Here is a 19,044-nt window from a genome sequence, read left to right as displayed (position 1 = left end):
CCAATGAAATTGGCACGAAGCAACATTTATCCGTAACGGCAGAATGTTAACCAAAGTGTCACACTCAAGATACAGTATTTTTAGGAAAAGTCGAAAATGGCACCTGACTTCGAAAAGCCTGCCGCTCGCAAACAGAAGCATGAGACAAACTTAGGTTTTAATAGGCTATCGTCCCTTCGAGGCTGAGCTGAACATCGATCTCGGCGGCATCGGCGCGTGCCTCAATTGCCAGTCGCCAAGCAGCGATAGCCCAGGAGAACAGTGCCACCGATACAAGCTTGAGGAAGAACTGTAGCACGTTCAAGGAGCGCAAGTGCCCGATCACTGAGCCACTCATGCGCTGAAAACATCGCCGCAGGCTGACCATCGCCTCTGTCGGTGGATGGTTCGCAATCTGGCCAGGTACTCGGTAACTTCATCAGCCATGTGATAGGATCGACCGGCTGACTGTCAAACGAATCACTCGCCAGGCTAGGTGAACCCGTTAAACAGTCACTGATTCAGAGTTTGGCATCGATTGGTTAGAGGGTTCACCTCGCCTGGCGGCTACGGGTTAAACGAATCACTCGCCAGCTTGGGTCAACCGATTTTCACTCTTCTTTTAGTTCCAACTTAGGCAAGGCCGTCTTCAATTCGTTGATGCTCTCTGCAGAGACCTCACTGCCGCTGATCGTCAGTTTTCGAAGATTCTTCAGCTCTTTCAGTTTCTCAAGGCCGGCTTCTGTGATGGGCAAGCCATTGAGCTCGAGTGTCATCAGGCTCGATAGTTTGCTCAGTTGTTGGATTCCCGTGTCGGTAACCAACGTATGACTTAGCTTCAGGGTCGATAATTGCTGCAAAGTCAGTAAGTGCTCAATGCCGCGATCGGTTATGTCTGTCTCACTAAGATCAAGATGGCTGAGCTCTGAAAAAGCCTGAAGATGTTTCAGCTCATCGTCCCGAACTCGGCTTCGCCGCAGACCGACGTAGGACACTGCTTCTTGAAAAGTATCACCGCGAATGGCGATCGAGTAAATTGGTCGCAGTTTGCTCATTGCCTTTTTCGCCTCCCTGGATGCCTCGGTTTCCTTGGGGACGTGAAACACAATGTTCGCCGCCGCCAGAGATAGCCTCAAGTCGGCGACGCCTTTCTCGCTTACGTTGGTTCCGTCCAGCTCAAGATTGGTCAGGGATTTGATGTGTTGCACATGTGTCAATTCATCATCGGAGATGTTGCTACCTTTGAGATTCAATTGCTGCAGCTGGGTCAACTGACCGAGCATTTCAAAGCCCTCTGGACTTATCTGCCGCCCCGTCAAAACGAGAGTTCGCAAATTTGCCAAGCTCTTGAGCTTCAGGATTCCTTTTTCCGTCAGGACATGGCCTGAATTCGCCAATAACCAACCCGTCCCGGTCAGCTCGACTTCACGCAAGCTGGTCAGGTCCTCAATACCCTCCAACGCTGCCTCTGGAAGGTAGATTTGCCTAAGGACAGTCAGGTTATTGAGTCGTTCCAGCGGTGACAAGGCCGTCGACCTGGTCGGGAAAGTGTTTCCAACCATTGTCAATTCTTCAAGAGTCTGCAACTCTGCCAACAACGAAAGATCCAATTTATTGTCCGACGAAATTCGAAGACGCTTGAGTGCGGGTAAACGCATTGGCTCGATCTGTTCTGAAGTAAACGCCGAAGTCTTACGGAGGTCGAGCGACTCAAGCCGCGTGAAGTTGGACAACTCCTCAAAGTCATTGTCAGTAAGCTTGCAACCGTACAGCGACAAGCTTGTTAGATCCGTCAGGGCGGCCAGCCGTTTCAAGCCAGCGCCGCTGATCGAAGCGTTGCTAATTGTCACCGACTTGAGTTTATTGAGTTCAATGAGGGTTGCCATCAGGTCATCGTTGATCTGAGGACCCTGCAACGAAAGCTGTACGACGGGCATACCTTCGCGCTGATGATCTTGCTTGTATCTTGCCTCGAGAGCTTTGAGAGCCTTTAACGCAGACTGTTCGTCTGCCTGGCTATAGCCTGCAACAAATAACATGCCGATTAATGCCATGTACGACACGGCGACATGGGAGACAGAGAGGCGCCCAAACAATTTGCACCAATTGAGATACACGGTACATTTCCAACTATGCTTGGAAGTGACTGACATAAGCGGCTTCTCCTCAAGGCTATTCTACAATGCTCCTAATTGACAAGCGACCTAATTTGCTTGAGCGCCTCATTGAGTTTAACAACGCGTGCTCGTAGGGAAGATCTTTAAGCTTGAAATCTGTTCTTTCCATGTGAAAGGTGATAAATTGAAGGTTGCACCTACGGCCGGGCGGAACGTCAATCGCAAGGCATAGGTCTAGCGGATGGTACGATAATAGAACCACGCTGAGAGGAGACTGATCATGACGAAAACACGCTTCCCGTTTCGCATTCTGGCAGGCCTGACTGGAGTCTTTGTGCTCGCCGTCGGGTTGCCCGCTGCTATGGACGATGCTCAGGCGCATTTGCTCCGCGGCATCCTATTTGCAATCTGTTGCATGGTTAGTGGAATTGGGCTCTCGCTGAGCGCATTCACGGGCCGTTGGTTCAACTCACCTGCCTGATCCTCCGGTCACCTCTCCAAGGCTTTGCCTTGGGGAGGTCGAATCGAGCCTTAGCGAGATTCGGGAGGGGTCTGGGCACGTAGCCCATCTCGCCAGAGATTGGGAATCGATTGGTGACGTGTCCAAAGTCTGGCGACTTCGGCTACAGGCGTTACCGCACGAGTCTTGCCTAGCGCTGGGCCCCCTCCCGCAGACTTCGGCTGAACGCCTCGTCTGCGACCTCTCCCGCTGCGCGGTGGAGGTGACAGTCACCTCTCCAAGGCTTTGCCTTGGGGAGGTCGAATCGAGTCGTAGCGAGATTCGGGAGGGGTCTGGGCACGTAGCCCATCTCGCCAGAGATTGGGAATCAATTAGTGACGTGTCCAAAGTCTGGCGACTTCGGCTACAGGGAGTACCGCAGGAGTCTTGCCTAGCGCTGGACCCCCTCCCGCAGACTTCGGCTGAACGCCTCGTCTGCGACCTCCCCCGCTGCGCGGTGGAGGTGACAGTCACCTCTCCAAGGCTTTGCCTTGGGGAGGTCGAATCGAGTCGTAGCGAGATTCGGGAGGGGTCTGGGCACGTAGCCCCATCTCGCCAGAGATTGGGAATCAATTGGTGACGCATCCAAAGTCTGGCGACTTCGGCTACAGGTGTTACCGCACGAGTCGTGCCTAGCGCTGGGCCCCCTCCCGCAGACTTCGGCTGAACGCCTCGTCTGCGACCTCCCCCGCTGCGCGGTGGAGGTGACAGTCACCTCTCCAAGGCTTTGCCTTGGGGAGGTCGAATCGAGCCTTAGCGAGATTCGGGAGGGGTCTCTCAATTCTTGTTGTCTAACAGCCTGCTCGCCTTTAGGGCTTCGTAGACCATTTCGACTTTGTACGATCGCAGGTCCGGCGTTATGCCTGTGGTGGCGTCGTTATGCAGAATGCGACCATCTCGATCGAGCAGAATGTAGTGCGGATAACCTTCCAGTCCTAGGTTCTCAAACTGCTTCCCAATTGAACCATCTGTGTCGACCACGATCGGATAGTTCAAGTGCCTCTGCTCCGCAAAGGCTTTTACGCTCTCTACGCTCTGATCGTCGGTGTGAATGCTCACAATCGTGAAACCTTTACTAGCCAGTTGTCGCTGCAGCATGATCAAGCTGGGCTGATCGCGCTCGCAAGGTCCGCATCCGATGAACCAAAAATCTAGCAACACTAGCTGGCCACGAAAATCTTCGAGGCTCTTGGCCGAAGTATTCACCCAGCTACCGCTCTTCAAATCGGGAACAGGCTGGCCAGTTGTTCCCGCTGAGTACTTCTGGCGTTGTTTGTCGAGCAAATCTCGTTCGGCTTCCGCAGAAAGAAATCGGTACTCGGGCACCGCATCGATTAACCATCCAGCTGGTTGTTTAGCCAATGGAATCACGATTTTGTCACAGGCCGCAGCGTCCTTGAGATTCACGGTGGACAGGCCCGCCGTGTCGCTGATGGCATCTAGCGCCATCACAGCAACTTCCGTTTGTAAACCCCAGCTGGCTGAGTAGGGAATGCGGGACATGGTGAGTGAGAAATTGCCTTCGGCATCTGTAATGGCCACTGGATCTGCGTCGCCATAGCCAGTATGCCGCAACCGCACATAAGCATCACCGACGGGCAAGCCGTCGCCGTTGACCACGCGACCATTTAGCTTGGGAACTGCGTGCACAGTATAGTGGGGCAATTGAAAGTCTATTTTATCTGCAGGCACCACAAACTCATAAATGGTGGGGTCGGAAAAGTAGCCATCGGCGATCAACTCAATGGTGGCCTTGCCCGGCGAAAGTTCGATTTCAAAATTGCCGTCGCTATCGGTATCAGCATAGCCTGCTCCCAACCACTCACGACCATACTGTGCACGATCTTTGACTTTCACCTCAGAAGGATAGGCAGCGGTCTCCATGGCAGCGACGTCACTGGAAACCGACACGCCTTGAATGCCGTGCCCTTGATTATCGATAACGCGACCACGAGCTTTCATTTTAGCGAGTGTCGTGAAGTCGAACGTGGCGACCGCACCAGCTTCTATTTTCTGTAAACACAAGCGTGGATCTGGCGAATTAATACGATTAACAACTGGAATGGCGATGAAGTGAGACGAGCATTTCAAGCGCAGGTCGTCGTATTCAACTGGGCTGGCTGTGAATGAGATGGCCCCGTGGTGTAACGGGAAGCCAAAGCGAACGTCTTTGGGATCATCGCGCCGGCGCTCGCTGGCAAACATGGATACATGGATCACTTCACCTTCTGCCAGCGCGGGTTGGCCTGGCCGAGCGGCCAGATTGCATACGACTTTGACACCGGGTTTGAGCATCATGTTAGTGAGCAATCCCGGTGTGATTTCCTGTTTGCTTAAGTATCCCATTTGCCAATCGGGATGCATAATCTTGATCGAAGCTTTGGCGTGCAGGGGCAGTGGCGGCAACTTCAACCGCCCGCGGTCATCGCTGGGTGCGAACTGATAGTCCATCGCGTGCGCGGTTGCATACGATATATAGACATCTGACTTATTGGAGTCGATGAAATCGATAGCAGCGATGTGGGCACCTTGAATCGGTTGGCCTTGGGGATCAACGAGGTCAATCCAACTCTCGGCGGCTGCGCTCAGCTTGAAGTCGACGGATCGATTTTCGCCTGGTGACATGCCGACGAGCGACAACTGCGACGCCGCGTAGCCATCGGCCTGGATCGTCAAGTAGATCATCGTATTGGTATCGATATTGCCTACGACGATTCGCTCGCCATCGGGCATGATGGTAGTGTGGGAGTCGGGTAACATCTCGCCTGTCCACTGGAAGGCTTTGACTTTGGCCCGATCAATTGGCTTGCCCGCTTCATCGATCACTTGCAAAACGACCTGGGCTGGCTTGAGAGTTGCCGGGACTGTTTGTGGAGAAGCCAACGCAGGTATGAGCCCAAGCAGCCAGAGTGCGGCCAGTGACCAGGAGGTTCGAGCTAACATTGCGCGCATGGGATGAGACTCTCGGAAGACTAGCGAATTATTCTACGCATGATTCGACACTGCATCTCTAGTGGTGTAGAAGCGTTGCATGAGTCATGTAATAGTAGAGTAAGTTTTTGAAGGGAAGGTGGTTTATGTCACAAACTATTTCGAATTTAGTGCTTCCTGAGTTTGACCCTACGCCCATTATGAACACGCTTGGTAACTTGAAGGGAGATAGTCAAAGTGGCTTTATCGGCAAGAGCAGTAAAGCTGGTCGTCGAGATCACCGAGGGAAACGTGAAGTTGGGTGACCTTAAAAAGCGTGGTGCCGAGATCAAAAAAGATCACGAGTTGGCAATGGAGCTTTGGTCAACAGGGGAGTACTACCCTCGACTTCTCGCGACCCTCATTTTTGATAGGAAGCGCCTTGCAGAAGATGTCATCGATCAGCTGACTTTGGATATGTCGGGGCATCCCACGGAAGAACGCACCCAATTGGCTGACTGGCTGTTGGCAAACCAGCTAGCCAAAGACAAGAAGCTGGTCTCCATGCTCGTAAGCTGGGAGAAGAATCCATCTCCTATTCTGCGTCGCTTGTTCTGGTATCACCAAGCTCGCCTGCGCTGGGTCGGACAAGCTCCGCCTGGGAATAGTGCGGATCTGCTAAATTCCCTGGAAAACGACATGGCTCATGCTGAACCCGAAGTTCAATGGGCGATGAACTTTTGCGCCTGCCAAATTGGTGTTCACGAGTCTAAGTTTCGATCCAGGTGCATCAAACTTGGGGAAGCCTTGGGACTCTACAAGGACGAACATGTGGCCAAAAACTGCACACCTTCGTACCTTCCAGAGTTCATTAGAATCGAAGTTGCTAAGCGGGAATGATGCCGAATAGCGATACGTAGCTCATTCATCATTCACCGGGCCGGGGTATTTGGCTATGACGTTCGATACATTCGTCGAAGCCAACAACGCTAGCTTCTTTACCGCAGGCGATAGCTCAACCTGCCCCGGCCCGTACCGCGTTTGGCAGATCTTCGCTGTGAGGGCGGTATCATAAAAACCGCCGGGGCGCAAATAATTCTAAAAACTCGGTTCATCAGGCGTAAGAAGTTGCCAAGTCACTTGTGTAACTTAGTGGAGACTTTTGCATGCAAGGACTACCGGAAACGCGAATCAGCCTGATCATTCGGCTGCGTCAGACTGGAAACGAGGAAGCGTGGCACGAGTTCGCCTCGCTTTACGAACCGTTAATCTACAGACTGGCCGCACGCAAAGGGATGCAGCATTCTGACGCCCAGGACTTATTACAAGATGTGTTGGTCGCGGTTTCCAAAGGCATCGCTCGTTTTGACATTGGCGAAGATAAGGGCCACGCGACGGCGTACTTTCCAACGAGCAGACGTTGCGAATTGGACGTCAGATTGCGTCGGCACTCGCTGCTGCTCATGCTCAGGGACTGGTGCATCGCGATGTGAAACCGGGCAACATCCTGTTGGAGAACGGTATTGAGCGCGTTCTGGTGGCAGACTTCGGCTTGGCCAGGGCAGCAGATGATGCAAGTTTGACTCACAGTGGAATGGTGGCGGGGACACCACAGTTTATGTCACCGGAGCAGGCTCGTGGCGAACTGATTGATCATCGAAGCGACTTATTTAGTCTTGGTTGTGTCCTCTACACGATGTGTTCTGGTCATCCACCGTTTCGAGCTGAAACGGTGATGGGTTCGCTGTCTCGGATCTGTAACGATGCGCCGCGACCGCTGCGTCAAATGAACGCGACGGTGCCGGAATGGCTAGAAGTGTTCATTGCGAAATTGATGGCCAAGGATGTAAGCCGTCGATTTCAGTCCGCTGATGACGTGTCGCGAATTTTGGAAAAAGAGCTGGCCTATTTGCAAAACCCTGTCAGTATCGCTCGCCCAGATCGATCATGGGTGGGCCATCATTGGACTCGAAGCGCCAGGCCCGTCGCCGTTGTTTTAGGGATGGCATTGATTTGTTGTCTGCTGTGGGCGACCTATGCGTGGTCACCGAAATGGTTGCCGATACTTGGCGAAGTTGAAACGAACGGAATCATACATTCCGAAGGTGCGGTATCGACTGACGATGACGCAGCGGGTCGACCAGCCACTGGTGTCACCGCCGAGCCCTCAGAGTCTACAGGTGTCGCGCAAAGCGCCTTGCTAAACGATCCCGCGATGGCCGAGATTGCAGAGTTGAGAATAGCTGTCGAAGAACTGGAGCGGCATCTAGTACCTTCACGGCCCGTTGACTTTTGGGAATCGGAGGACCCGTGGACCCAAGCCACTCAGGCCGCGAATGAGCTGGAGCAGAAGTTGGCTCCGAATCAGTAGAAGTTTCAAGCTTTAGTTTAAACCTTTTTGAGGAGTTTCTCATGCAAATTCGAAAGACCGTCATTGCCAGTTTTCTTCTGGGTGCACTGGGGATGACCTGCGCGTTTCCAGAAACAGCGAACGCTCAACAGAATATCGATCTCAACGAGCTCAAGAATCTCGGAGAGTCTTTGAGCATTCAAACTGAGACCCGACAAGTGCCGAAGATTGAGGAATCTCCCGCTACCATAGAGGGCGATCCCATAAGGGTGATGGACGGTGGCTCGGTACTTGTGCTCGGGGGCGAGACGGATGTTCCTGAAGACGAACACTTGGAAACCTGGGTGAGCAGAGCTTTGGCGATATACGCTCAAACCGACGATCAAGAATCCCGCACAAAGCAGCGAGAGGAAATTGCCAAGGGACTGGACAGGATCTTTGACCTCCGCCAGCAACAACGAGTCAAGGAACTCCGCGAGCTTGAAGCCCGAGTTCAAAAATTAAAAGCGACTCTCGAACAACGTGCAGCATCAAAGTCTGACATTCTCAAGAATCGTCTCGACTATTTAATTCGCGAAGCTGACGGCCTAGGCTGGGGCGACGGCATTCCAGCTCCCAAGCGATCGGGCACGACGGGAATACGATTCTCTTCGGGAGCTCTGCCTAATCTACCTGGCGAGTTCGCAGAACCTAGCGCGGACCTGATTAGGAAATAGTTCCGCTGCTGGTTTCGTCTTTACGCAAACCTGTGTCGCGATTGCGTCGCAGGCTGTTGTGAGCGATCGTTTTCCATCCCTTTAGATCTAGCCAGAAGTCACGTCATGCGCAATAAGATCATTCGCAATCTCGCCTTAAACTTGGCGATCGCGAGTTTGTGGTCCTGTCAGTGGCTCCAACCTGTCGAACGTCGGTTCAATTTCGATCCATGCCAATCAGGTAAAAGACAAGAAGGGAAACTTCATGCCAGCCAAGGTGTTCTCGCCCATCCTGTTTTTCAGTCAGACGCAGTGAGTCGAAAGTGGACTGCGCATAGGTGACAGTCACCTCTCCAAGGCTTCGCCTTGGGGAGGTCGAATCGAGCCCTAGCGAGATTCGGGAGGGGTCTGGGCAGTGGAGGTGATTAGTACCGCAGGAGTCTTGCCTAGCGCAGTGCCCCCTCCCGCAGACGAAGGCTGAACGCCTCGTCTGCGACCTCCCCCGCTGCGCGGGAGAGGTGACAGTCACCTCTCCAAGGCTTTGCCTTGGGGAGGTCGAATCGAGGCTCTGCGAGATTCGGGAGGGGTCTGGGCAGTGGAGGTGATTAGTACCGCAGGAGTCTTGCCTAGCGCAGTGCCCCCTCCCGCAGACGAAGGCTGAACGCCTCGTCTGCGACCTCCCCCGCTGCGCGGGAGAGGTGACAGTCACCTCTCCAAGGCTTTGCCTTGGGGAGGTCGAATCGAGGCCCTAGCGAGATTCGGGAGGGGTCTGGGCAGTGGAGGTGATTAGTACCGCAGGAGTCTTGCCTAGCGCAGAGCCCCCTCCCGCAGACGAAGGCTGAACGCCTCGTCTGCGACCTCCCCCGCTGCGCGGGAGAGGTGACAGTCACCTCTCCAAGGCTTTGCCTTGGGGAGGTCGAATCGAGCCCTAGCGAGATTCGGGAGGGGTCTGGGCAGTGGAGGTGCCACTGCAAATTATCGCACCCAAAGGCTCTTTGACAGCGTCTGACGGACATTGGGCAAGTCTTTGGTCATCAGTTCGACCAGGCTAGCGTCCCAAACATCTTTGCTAACGAGTTGATGGCTCGCCGATACGGCTTGGTGATTCGATGCGGCCAGTTGGATACCGCGAATGACAAGCAAGATATCTTGTGGAGTGACTCGACTGTCCGCATCAACGTCAGCGTATCGCAGTGACGTCACTTGCGGTCTATCTTGTGCAAGATTGCCACTGGTGTTGAAATAGCCAACTAGCAGCACAGCATCGAGCTCAGTTAAACGGCTGTCGCCGTTGACATCCAGAGCACTTCGCTGCTGGCGGACGGACGGGCTGCTGAGTAAGGCCGAGCCTGCCGAGAGCGTGCGTTGAACAGAGAACTCAGAGGTGTTACCTCGCAGGTCAGTTGCGGTTCCAACTACTTTGGTAACTCCAGCTGTCAAACCTGTGCCTGCTCCCGCAAAGTTGACTGTCTTTACTCCCGTCGCAAAGTTGGCTTCGGTGTAAAGCGTGCTGACCAGGAACCTGGAACCTTCACTGCCACCATCGCTCACGAAAAACTCGATCGTCAACGGATAGGCTGCATGAACAGGTGAACTATTAACGCTGAAGGAAATTTCCAGATCAGTGCCGACTAAGAGCGGATTGCCCGAGATTTGGGGATAATTTTGTAATCGATTGCCCCCGGTATCGGCGTCTCCTCCATCATTGACAGTTGCACCCACCGCTGGAAATAGATCGATTCCGAGATTGATGTTTTCTGCGATCGAGTTTTGTGTGATCCTATTTTCGATGCTGCCATTATCAATTCGAATACCGGTTTCATTGCGGCGGATAGTGTTCTTGGGGCCGATTGTATTAGCGAATGCCCCGCTCATTACTTGAACACCTCGTCCCGTATTCGAAGCTGTGTCGGTGCCAAGCGTATTAAAGGAAATAGTATTGTTGGAAGCACTAGTGCCCGAGAGAAGAATACCATGTGGGTTGCCAGCAATGATGTTAGCGAACGTGGAGTTGATACCGCCAATGGTATTGTTGGGGCCTTGAATCGAGATGCCGGCGTTGGTATTGCCGCGAGCTGCACCGGCAGTGTTAACACCAATTCGATTGCGCGAGATTCGGTTATTGTTCGCACTGCTCGATATAGAAATACCCGACGAACCGTTGGCCGCGATGACGTTGCGCGAAGTGGCGTTGGTGCCACCGACTTGAATATTGGTAGCGCTACCGAATAGCGACACACCGCTGCCACTGTTACCCAGCGCCGACAAGCCATCAGCGGTTGTTCCAATCAAGTTTCCTAACACTAGCCCACCCGTGGAGCCCGGTGCTAAAAACGCCACGCCGGAACCAGCATTGCCGGAAATCAAATTGCCCGCCGCTACCTCCGTCGCTGAGCCTATTCGATTTCTGGCGGCATTCACAACGCGAATACCATCGCTGAGATTGGGAACGGCACCTGTTCCGCTGGCATTCGTTCCTACGAAGTTACCTTCAATGACGTTATTCGACGCGCCGATTCCGCTAAGAGTAATGCCGGTCTTACCGTTACCTGAAACTTGATTGCGTAAGCTCGGCAGATTTCCACCGATCTTATTGCGCGGCGACTGAATGAATACACCATCGCCCCCGTTGGGCATCGCCACGTTGCCGGTGATTGTCGTACCAATCTTGTTACCCGTGAGCGTATTGGTCACTGCTGTACCGGTAAGCACCACGCCGGACTGTGTATTGCCGGAAATCAGATTGCCCTCCAGCGTATTGGTATCGCCATCTGTGACAAGGATCCCGTGAACGGCGTTTCCCAGTGCAGACCCGCCGCCAAATCGAGCTCCCACCGTATTGTTGACCAGCTGATTGCCATCGGCCGTATCTCCCACGATCGCAATGCCACTAAGGCCATTGGCAGAGACCACGTTCGATTCGAGTCGATTGCTATCTCCTCCCTGAATGCGAATGCCGTAACCACCATTACCAAACGCGACAACTCCACTCCAATCGGTGCCGATAGTGTTACTGTCCAGGAAAACTCCGCTGGCTTGAACTTCGATGCCGTCGTCAGGAAATTTACGAATGTTGAGTTTATGGACAGCGCTGCCAGCGGCAAGGATCTTGAGTCCGTCGATCGCGCCCGTGAGCGCTGTGCCGTCGATAGCCACAGTGGGAGTTGCGCCAGTCCCGATCTGAGTGCCTCCATTAATATCGACGGCATCGGTAATATCGGGCAGCGCGCTGGCGAGCACAATATTGTGCGGACCGGCGCCTGGAATGTTGAAGAGGATTTTGTCGACCAGGTTCGGACCATCGTTGGGATGTGCGTTAGCATCCAGAATCGCTTGTCGCAATGAGCCAGTACCAGAGTCTGAAGTGTTGGTGACTACCACGCCCGGGTTAGCGAAGTTCACATTCAGTTGCAACGAGCCAAAGGTCGCGTAGTCGTTGGCATAGACTGCGATGCGGTACTCTTGATTCGGAACGGCATTAGTGATAGCGAGCGAGACCAATGGACCTTGAATTAATGTGCCGGCCGAATTGAACAATGCCAGGCGGTGATTGAGCGTGCTGCCTGAAGTAGAGACCGACAGGCCTCCCGTCGCGTTAGCCGGTGCAGTTATTGAGTAATAGTCGATGTCGGTGGGCACATCGAGCAATACGTTGGCAATGGCATCACCAAAACTGTCAGGCGCCAAAAGGAAGGAACCAGTCCTGAAAGGAGCAGTAACAATAATCGATACGTTGCCAGCAGTCGTTCCCGGCATGTCTGCAATGGCAACGATGTAGCGGACATCGCCAACCAAATTTAAAATCAATCGTGCATCATCGTTGATTGCGTCTAAATCATCGTTGTACCCGATCCTTACACCAGTACTGGCATTGTAGACCGCGACCTCCGGATCGACCGTATTACCAAAGTCGCCGACGTCAATTGTGTAGGTACCGGTAAATTGTGGAGCAAAGAAATACGAATCGACATCACCTGCGAAGTCAATAAACGCATCGAAGGAAGCCGAATCATTGACCAAGTCCACAGTCGGTCCGTTATACGCAATCAGGTGGCCTTCAGCGAAAGTTTGTACTGTCGGAAGTGTAAAAACGCGTCGACTCTCAAGTTGCTCAAGTTGAAGCCGTCTACGTCGAGTCGAATGCAGAGCGTCTGGGTTGAAAAACCCGCAGGTGGTCCATCGCTTCGCAGTCTTCGAAGTCCGTACGCGTTTCATGTCAGTGCCTCATATGAAGTGTAATAAACGGCTATGCCAGTCAGCGGTTAGATGCGGCACCTGCGGCCACTATCGCTGCAAAAATGTCTTTCCGCAATACAGGGCCCCCTTATGAAGGACTTGTAGCGGACCGAAGTGATTGCTGTGCAATTGATTCCTGCATATTGCGGACATTGCGGGATGGGATTCTTCGGTCAGATGCTTTATTCCACGCAAGCTATTTCTTTCGAGTCGTTCAACGGTCATGCAGACAGAGATTAAGGCCTCAGATATTGATGTCGTACTGGTTCGCGAAAACCATGGCAGAGATCAAGTTGAAGACTGCCATTTAGCACAGATAGTGCTCCACAAACAGCTCAGCGACGAATGGATCTTGGTCTACCAGGAGCATTATGTGAATCGTTTTAAACTCATTCAGCTGGTCAGCAAAATTGACCAATGGATTCGCACGACTGATCGTATTTGATTCACATATAAAGTAATTGCAGCCGGACGGTGAGCCCCGCTCATGGTGTAGCTTAGTTGGCGCAATTTCATACTTATCAACAGCGAAGGCCAAGGTCTTAGAAAAAACCAAGCACCCGCTACTAAAACACTCGATGGTTGCTATTGCGGTTAACGCCCGCCATCGAATACAAACCGCTGGGCAGTCTCGAATGCAAAGGTCACGTACGTACTCTTCAGCTCGCGACCGCGAGTAGCCGGGAGTTTCTCATGCTATTTGAATGCGGATGTCAAAAACTCCACTCATTTTGGCTGATGATCGTTGGGCTTTTCGCTTCTACTATCATTTTTCTCAGCAGCGGAATCTCGGTCGCACAAGATAGCGTAGGTCAAGTGGCTGAGCTTAGCCAGGCTATAGGTGCCGAGCAGCTGCAATACCAGCTGGCTGTGATCGAGGTACCGACCAAAAAGGCTCAAGCGATCGTTGAGCAATGGAATCTGACCAGCAGCACAACCAGCACCATAAAGGACCACAACGCCTTCGGGCCACTCAATGCTGTCGTACCAGCTTCTTTTACTACTCAGGTCGAGACCTACCAAACGCGCAAGTCCGATCCGCTTGATGATGAACAGATAGACGAACTGGTTGGACTGGGAAAGGTCATCACCTTGCCCAAGATCGTGGGACAGAACGGGGCTGAAATTTCGATGCGCGTCGGTCGTGACGTCGAATGTTTGGTCAGCTACCAACCTACGAAAGATGACAAGGGCAACGACACTGAAAACTTAGAGCCCGTTTTGGCGACGATTCCTGAAGGCATTACCCTCAAGTTGATCGGCACGCTGGTCGACCAGCAAGAAAACGTTGATTTGAGAATTGCCTATGGCCATACGCGCTTGGACCAAATCGAAGACTTTACCCTCGATACCGCCGCTGGACCACGAACGGTGCAGCAACCAGTATTCGAATCCCGACGGACTGAAGAAACTTGCCGCGCGCCCCTGAACCACACCATTGCGTTGTGCTGCGGACTAGGTATCCGAGAATCCGCAGCCAAACGCAGCGTGCCCGGACTTGGACGCATACCTTTTGTGGGCAACGTCCTAACCTATAAGTCGAAATCAAAAAAGTCGACAACGACGATCATTCTCATTCGCTGCCATAAACCGTAGGCGTTAGCCTCGGTTGATTCACTAAGCCGTAGGCGTTAGCCTCGGTTGCACCGCGTTTGAGTAGAAACCGGGGCTAACGCCCTCGGCTTAGTAAGCGTTGACGGCGCGAACGTGATAACGCTTATGACCAGTGGTTCGTACTGGCTACGGTACAGTTGGGTTAGGACATCAAAGCTACGGCTGGTGCCGCAGCACTCCAAAGTCCGGGCAAACGGCGTTATACTGAAAAACTGGGAACTGCCTGGTCGGAACAGGCGTCTGCACTCTTAGTACAAGCCATCGATTGCTGTAGAAACTGTATGCTGACCGAAGACCAGCTCGATATCGCCAAGGTCTTGCAAGGGGATCAGGCGGTTTATGCTGCGCTGGTGGAGCGGTATCAGCGGCGGTTGCTAGGCTTGTTGTATCATGCGACCGGATCGAGGGACGAGGCCGAAGATCTGGCTCAAGAAGCATTTGCTCGGGCGTATCGCAAGCTCCGCTTGTTCGAAGGCCGCAGCAGCTTCTACACGTGGCTCTGTCGCATTGCGATGAATTTGCTGATCACCGAGCGACGCAGGAAGCGGCTCGAGAATCAGGCTGAGCGCGATGGGTTCGAGTTGGCCATGAACACGGTGGGACAAGAGTCGACTGCCGATCAACAGCTCCAGCGGAGCGAACTGCGCGAAAGCGTCCGCGCGGCGGTGGCCATGCTGGACCAGGAGCGGCGAGCCGTTTTGCTACTTCGCGATTTTGACGGTATGGATTACGAGCAAATTGCCGAAACACTAGAAATACCGATCGGTACGGTTCGCAGTCGGCTACATCGAGCTCGGTTAGAACTAAAAGAGATCTTGCAGCAGCGCATTGGACATTTGGGGCAGTTCGTAGTTCACGAAGCCTGAAAGTATGACACAAGAGTTTCAAGAGCACTGGTTATCAGCTTACCTGGACGACGAATTGTCGGCGCAGGAGCGTGCGCTGGTGGAACAACGTCTGCAAGAGGATCCGGCGACTCGCGAGTTGCTGAGCGATCTAAAACGCGTGCGCGGCATGGTGGCCACCTTGCCGCCCTGGCCAGGTGACTTCCAGCTTGATATGAGCGGATTGAAAATCGAATCGCTGGAGGAAGCAAGCGACGACCTGTCGGACTCGTCGGGCCCAATCGCACTCGCACCGCCCGCCTTCAGTCAGCCAACCAAGCGAGCCTTACCAAGTTCACAGTCAGGTGATGGCTATGGCACGTGGCGAACTATCTTGGCCATTGCCGCTTCCGGGATATTGGTACTGCTAGGTGGTGCCTATGTTTGGCAACAATACGGTCCTGCGCAGAATTTCAGCTTAGGCAAAGTTGGGGAGGCGGCGCCAGGCTCGCGCGGTGGGTCCAGCCAATTGGGCCAAGGCGAAACCTTTTCAACGCCGGCGATGCCTATGGCTGCGGAGATCAGCCCTGACGCAGCAGGTAGCATGTCGGCAGATGCGATGCCACCCAATGAGATTCAGCGTGGAACGACCGAGAGTAATTTCGATGCCCAAGCATCTGCCGCAGCCATCGACCAACTAAGACGCGCCCCTGGGGCATTCTCATTAGAAAGAGCCGAGGAAGACGCCACGCAGAGCAACAACCTGAGGATGGTACCTCCTAAGGCAGCGATGGAAGATTCGCTAGCTGAAAATGCACCTCAAGCGATGTTGAATTCGGAGGACGAGCGGCTGCAAGGTTTTGCTCCACCATCGGCCCTTGGAAAGGCAATCGTGCCCAGCGATCCCGCAGCGATTGAGGCTCGAAGTCTGCCAGCCGAACCCAATCTGCCGCCCGCGCCGGGTAGAGTCATTGAACGTCAGGCTGCTTCTGAAGCAGAGTTTTCGTTTGTTTGTGCTCACTCCAACGCGTGGACCGACCAGGAAGTGAGATCAACCTTGCCCGTCGTGGAAGGCTTCTTGCCACAGCCTGCTCAACTGCCCACCGAGCCAGAGTTTGGCCGAGATACAACCGCGCGCTTCGGTGGTACCGCGTTAGACAAGCAGCCACCTGCTGGGGGCGCAGTAGCTCAGTTGAAGCAAGATCAGCCGGCCGTGTTGGCGGCGCCAATCATCACTACAGTTCTCGACCAAGACAATCTCGACAAGTGGTTGACCGATTTTCAGAGTGTGCAGCCACTGACCAAGCTGAATTTGACATCCCTTTCGACCAGCGGGGATGTAGCGTCATTGGCACAAGCGAATGTACAAATGAAAAACAGCTCCGCCAGTGCGCAGTCGCCAGGCACGATGATGCTGTTTGTCACTCAAGCCGAAGCGGAAAAGATTCTGGCCACGGTTCAAAAACCGAAGGCCGATGAAATGCTGCGTTTCTGGCGAGTGCTGCCCAACGATGCCAGCGAGCAAACCAGTTCGCCTGATGACAAAGTGATCTTGATCCTCAGCCAACCACCGCGGTGAGTGGTTCTTTCGAAACGCTTGACGCGTTCCGCTACTGGATCCCTTCGTAGCGGAAGCCGTCAAGGCTTTCGGTATTCACCTTCGAAACACTTGACGCGTTCCGCTACGAAATCCGAAACGCTTGACGCGTTCCGCTACTTGATTAACGTTTAGGTCTTGGGATGCGGCTTTTGCTCTTGCCTTTGCGGCCTTTGGGTTGTTGGCCTTCGGAATCTGGATCGTCGGAGACCGATTCGCCGATGTGTTCACGCAGGTGCAAGAGTTTGTCGCGCAAGGTAGCGGCGCGTTCGAATTCGAGGTCCTCTGCCGCTTGCAGCATTTCTTGTTCGAGCAACTTCAAGTAGTCTTCCGTGATGACCTGACCGCTGGCATGACCTTTGACGGCATCGCGGGCTTTGCGATGTGCTTGTGAAGCGGCTTCGATACCGGCGCGAATGTGCCGTTTGACCGTCGCGGGTGTGATACCGTGTTTTTCGTTGTAGGCTTCTTGCAAGCGGCGACGGCGTTGTGTTTCGTCGATGGCTGCCCGCATCGAATCGGTGATCGAGTCGGCGTACAAGTTTACTTTAGCGTTCACATTTCGAGCCGCGCGGCCGATAGTTTGGATCAGCGAAGTCTCACTGCGGAGAAAGCCTTCTTTGTCGGCATCCAAGATGGCTACCAACGATACTTCGGGCAAGTCGAGACCTTCGCGCAGCAAGTTGACTCCGATTAGCGCATCGAATTTGCCTTGTCGCAATTCGTACAGCAGCTCAACTCGCTCGAACGCGTTCAGCTCGCTATGGAGCCAGCGACAGCGGATGTTTTGTTCGGTCAAATAGGCGGACAAGTCTTCGGCCAGGCGTTTGGTGAGTGCAGTTACCAAGGTGCGCTCGCCCGCTTCGGCCCGCTTGCGAATCTCGTCTAACAAGTGCGTGACCTGGCCGCGGGCTGGCACCACTTCGACAACCGGATCGAGCAGTCCGGTGGGACGAATGATCTGTTCGACAACTTCGCCCTGAGTCTTGGCTAGTTCATAGTCGTTGGGAGTGGCCGAAACAAAAATCACTTGTCCCGATTTGGCTTCCCATTCTTCGAATTTCATCGGTCGGTTATCCAAGGCGCTGGGTAAACGAAAGCCATGTTCGACCAACGTCAGTTTGCGACTACGATCACCGGCATACATGGCGCGCACCTGCGGCACCGTTACGTGCGACTCATCGATCATCAGCAAGAAGTCTTGCGGGAAGAAATCGTACAAGGTGTCGGGGGTCGCGCCGGGTGGTTTGCCCGAGAGCGGTCGCGAATAATTTTCGATGCCGGGACAATGTCCAACCTCTTGTAACATCTCCAGGTCAAACTTGGTGCGTGCGTTTAAACGCTGAGCCTCCAGGAGCTTGCCTTCAGCCTGAAACTTCTCGAGTTGTTGACGCAGTTCTTCGCGGATCTCGACGATCGCCCGCTCGATGCGCGACTCCGTCGTGACGAAGTGCTTGGCTGGATAGACAAACAGTTCATCCATGATTTGCAGAACTTCACCACTGGTTGGGTTGATGATGGCGATCTGCTCGATATCATCGCCCCAGAGTTCGATGCGATAGGCAAACTCTTCGTAACTGGGCCACAGTTCCAAGCAATCACCGCGCACGCGAAACTTGGAGCGTTCGAAGGCGATGTCGTTGCGTTCGTATTGGATATCGACTAGTTGTAACAAGACATCATCGCGGTTGATGCTCTGGCCTACTTTCAAGTGGACCACCATATTGCGATAGTCGTCGGGACTACCTAAGCCATAGATGCTGGAGACACTGGCCACGATGACCACATCGCGGCGGCTGACCAGTGCGCTGGTGGCGGCCAAACGCAAGCGATCGATCTCTTCGTTGATCGAGGCATCTTTTTCAATGTAGACATCGCGCTGCGGTATGTAAGCTTCAGGTTGGTAGTAGTCGTAGTAGCTGACGAAGTAGTGGACCGCATTGGTGGGGAAGAAATCGCGGAACTCGCTATACAACTGCGCGGCTAGAGTTTTGTTATGGCTGAGCACCAGGGTCGGACGCTGGACGGCCTGAATGACATTGGCCATTGTAAATGTTTTACCCGAGCCGGTAACACCCATCAGCACTTGATGATTGGCACCACTCTTGAGGCCACGCACCAGGGCTTCGATCGCGCGAGGTTGATCGCCAGCCGGTGCAAACTGACTGGCTAGTTGAAAGGTTGAGCCGGTCGTATTAGGAGTTATCATCGTCTGGTTGTTCT

Annotated in this window: 14 protein-coding genes; 9 read left to right on the top strand and 5 right to left on the bottom strand. The window is 53.6% G+C overall.

Translation table 11 applies throughout. The features are described from left to right. Positions 1–157: 157 nt before the first annotated feature. Together SH573x_RS10430 and SH573x_RS10425 are read right to left on the bottom strand one after the other, a co-directional pair. Positions 158–337 (bottom strand): hypothetical protein, encoded by a 180-nt coding sequence (locus SH573x_RS10430; protein WP_479354794.1) that lies wholly within the window; start codon positions 335–337, stop codon positions 158–160. Between the two features lie 253 nt (positions 338–590). Then, a complete protein-coding gene (locus tag SH573x_RS10425; protein ID WP_479354792.1) occupies positions 591–2,018 on the bottom strand; it encodes a leucine-rich repeat domain-containing protein in 1,428 nt (475 codons plus the stop codon). Positions 2,019–2,376: 358 nt separating this feature from the next. Between SH573x_RS10425 and SH573x_RS10420 the strand changes: the two genes are divergently transcribed. Then, complete coding sequence (locus SH573x_RS10420) at positions 2,377–2,577, top strand: hypothetical protein (RefSeq protein WP_479354790.1); 201 nt, start codon at positions 2,377–2,379, stop codon at positions 2,575–2,577. Between the two features lie 795 nt (positions 2,578–3,372). On the opposite strand, the gene SH573x_RS10415 is transcribed toward SH573x_RS10420, so the two are convergent. Beyond that, positions 3,373–5,547, bottom strand: coding sequence for a TlpA disulfide reductase family protein (locus SH573x_RS10415; RefSeq protein WP_479354788.1), 2,175 nt, complete (start codon positions 5,545–5,547; stop codon positions 3,373–3,375). Positions 5,548–5,763: 216 nt separating this feature from the next. On the opposite strand from SH573x_RS10415, the gene SH573x_RS10410 reads away from it, so the two are divergent. From SH573x_RS10410 to SH573x_RS10395, 4 genes are all read left to right on the top strand, one after another. Beyond that, positions 5,764–6,405: a DNA alkylation repair protein gene (locus SH573x_RS10410; RefSeq protein WP_479354786.1), complete on the top strand. Its 642-nt coding sequence runs from the start codon at positions 5,764–5,766 to the stop codon at positions 6,403–6,405. Between the two features lie 266 nt (positions 6,406–6,671). Then, complete coding sequence (locus SH573x_RS10405; protein WP_479354785.1) at positions 6,672–6,998, top strand: RNA polymerase sigma factor; 327 nt, start codon at positions 6,672–6,674, stop codon at positions 6,996–6,998. Next, positions 6,926–7,876, top strand: a complete 951-nt coding sequence (locus SH573x_RS10400) for a protein kinase domain-containing protein (RefSeq protein WP_479354783.1) — start codon at positions 6,926–6,928, stop codon at positions 7,874–7,876. Before SH573x_RS10405 ends, SH573x_RS10400 begins: the two co-directional genes overlap by 73 nt. Positions 7,877–7,917: 41 nt before the next feature. After that, entirely contained in the window at positions 7,918–8,571 is a 654-nt protein-coding gene (locus SH573x_RS10395; RefSeq protein WP_479354781.1) for a hypothetical protein, read from the top strand. 954 nt (positions 8,572–9,525) lie between these two features. Here SH573x_RS10395 and SH573x_RS10390 read toward each other — a convergent pair. Next, positions 9,526–12,576 (bottom strand): right-handed parallel beta-helix repeat-containing protein, encoded by a 3,051-nt coding sequence (locus SH573x_RS10390; protein ID WP_479354779.1) that lies wholly within the window; start codon positions 12,574–12,576, stop codon positions 9,526–9,528. 433 nt (positions 12,577–13,009) lie between these two features. Here SH573x_RS10390 and SH573x_RS10385 point away from each other — a divergent pair, with 433 nt between their 5' ends. From SH573x_RS10385 to SH573x_RS10370, 4 genes are all read left to right on the top strand, one after another. Further along, positions 13,010–13,231 (top strand): hypothetical protein, encoded by a 222-nt coding sequence (locus tag SH573x_RS10385; RefSeq protein ID WP_479354777.1) that lies wholly within the window; start codon positions 13,010–13,012, stop codon positions 13,229–13,231. A 293-nt stretch (positions 13,232–13,524) separates the two neighbouring features. Next, positions 13,525–14,382: a secretin GspD/PilQ domain-containing protein gene (locus tag SH573x_RS10380; RefSeq protein WP_479354775.1), complete on the top strand. Its 858-nt coding sequence runs from the start codon at positions 13,525–13,527 to the stop codon at positions 14,380–14,382. Positions 14,383–14,681: 299 nt separating this feature from the next. After that, positions 14,682–15,266 (top strand): sigma-70 family RNA polymerase sigma factor, encoded by a 585-nt coding sequence (locus tag SH573x_RS10375; protein ID WP_479354773.1) that lies wholly within the window; start codon positions 14,682–14,684, stop codon positions 15,264–15,266. A 4-nt stretch (positions 15,267–15,270) separates the two neighbouring features. Next, entirely contained in the window at positions 15,271–16,803 is a 1,533-nt protein-coding gene (locus SH573x_RS10370; protein ID WP_479354771.1) for an anti-sigma factor family protein, read from the top strand. A 142-nt stretch (positions 16,804–16,945) separates the two neighbouring features. On the opposite strand, the gene uvrB is transcribed toward SH573x_RS10370, so the two are convergent. Further along, the gene (gene uvrB, locus SH573x_RS10365) at positions 16,946–19,030 is read right to left on the bottom strand and encodes an excinuclease ABC subunit UvrB (protein ID WP_479354769.1); all 2,085 of its coding nucleotides are present in this window, start codon (positions 19,028–19,030) and stop codon (positions 16,946–16,948) included. Positions 19,031–19,044: the final 14 nt, after the last annotated feature.

Source organism: Rania fehmarnensis (assembly GCF_056494185.1).
This window is presented reverse-complemented; position numbering and strand designations above follow the sequence as displayed.

Excerpts from the sequence above, each read along its gene's own strand:
- SH573x_RS10430 (WP_479354794.1), bottom strand. The coding sequence starts at position 337 with ATGAGTGGCTCAGTGATCGGGCACTTGCGCTCCTTGAACGTGCTACAG.
- SH573x_RS10425 (WP_479354792.1), bottom strand. The coding sequence starts at position 2,018 with ATGTTATTTGTTGCAGGCTATAGCCAGGCAGACGAACAGTCTGCGTTA.
- SH573x_RS10420 (WP_479354790.1), top strand. The coding sequence starts at position 2,377 with ATGACGAAAACACGCTTCCCGTTTCGCATTCTGGCAGGCCTGACTGGA.
- SH573x_RS10415 (WP_479354788.1), bottom strand. The coding sequence starts at position 5,547 with ATGCGCGCAATGTTAGCTCGAACCTCCTGGTCACTGGCCGCACTCTGG.
- SH573x_RS10405 (WP_479354785.1), top strand. The coding sequence starts at position 6,672 with ATGCAAGGACTACCGGAAACGCGAATCAGCCTGATCATTCGGCTGCGT.
- SH573x_RS10395 (WP_479354781.1), top strand. The coding sequence starts at position 7,918 with ATGCAAATTCGAAAGACCGTCATTGCCAGTTTTCTTCTGGGTGCACTG.
- SH573x_RS10385 (WP_479354777.1), top strand. The coding sequence starts at position 13,010 with ATGCAGACAGAGATTAAGGCCTCAGATATTGATGTCGTACTGGTTCGC.
- SH573x_RS10380 (WP_479354775.1), top strand. The coding sequence starts at position 13,525 with ATGATCGTTGGGCTTTTCGCTTCTACTATCATTTTTCTCAGCAGCGGA.
- SH573x_RS10375 (WP_479354773.1), top strand. The coding sequence starts at position 14,682 with ATGCTGACCGAAGACCAGCTCGATATCGCCAAGGTCTTGCAAGGGGAT.
- SH573x_RS10370 (WP_479354771.1), top strand. The coding sequence starts at position 15,271 with ATGACACAAGAGTTTCAAGAGCACTGGTTATCAGCTTACCTGGACGAC.
- uvrB (WP_479354769.1), bottom strand. The coding sequence starts at position 19,030 with ATGATAACTCCTAATACGACCGGCTCAACCTTTCAACTAGCCAGTCAG.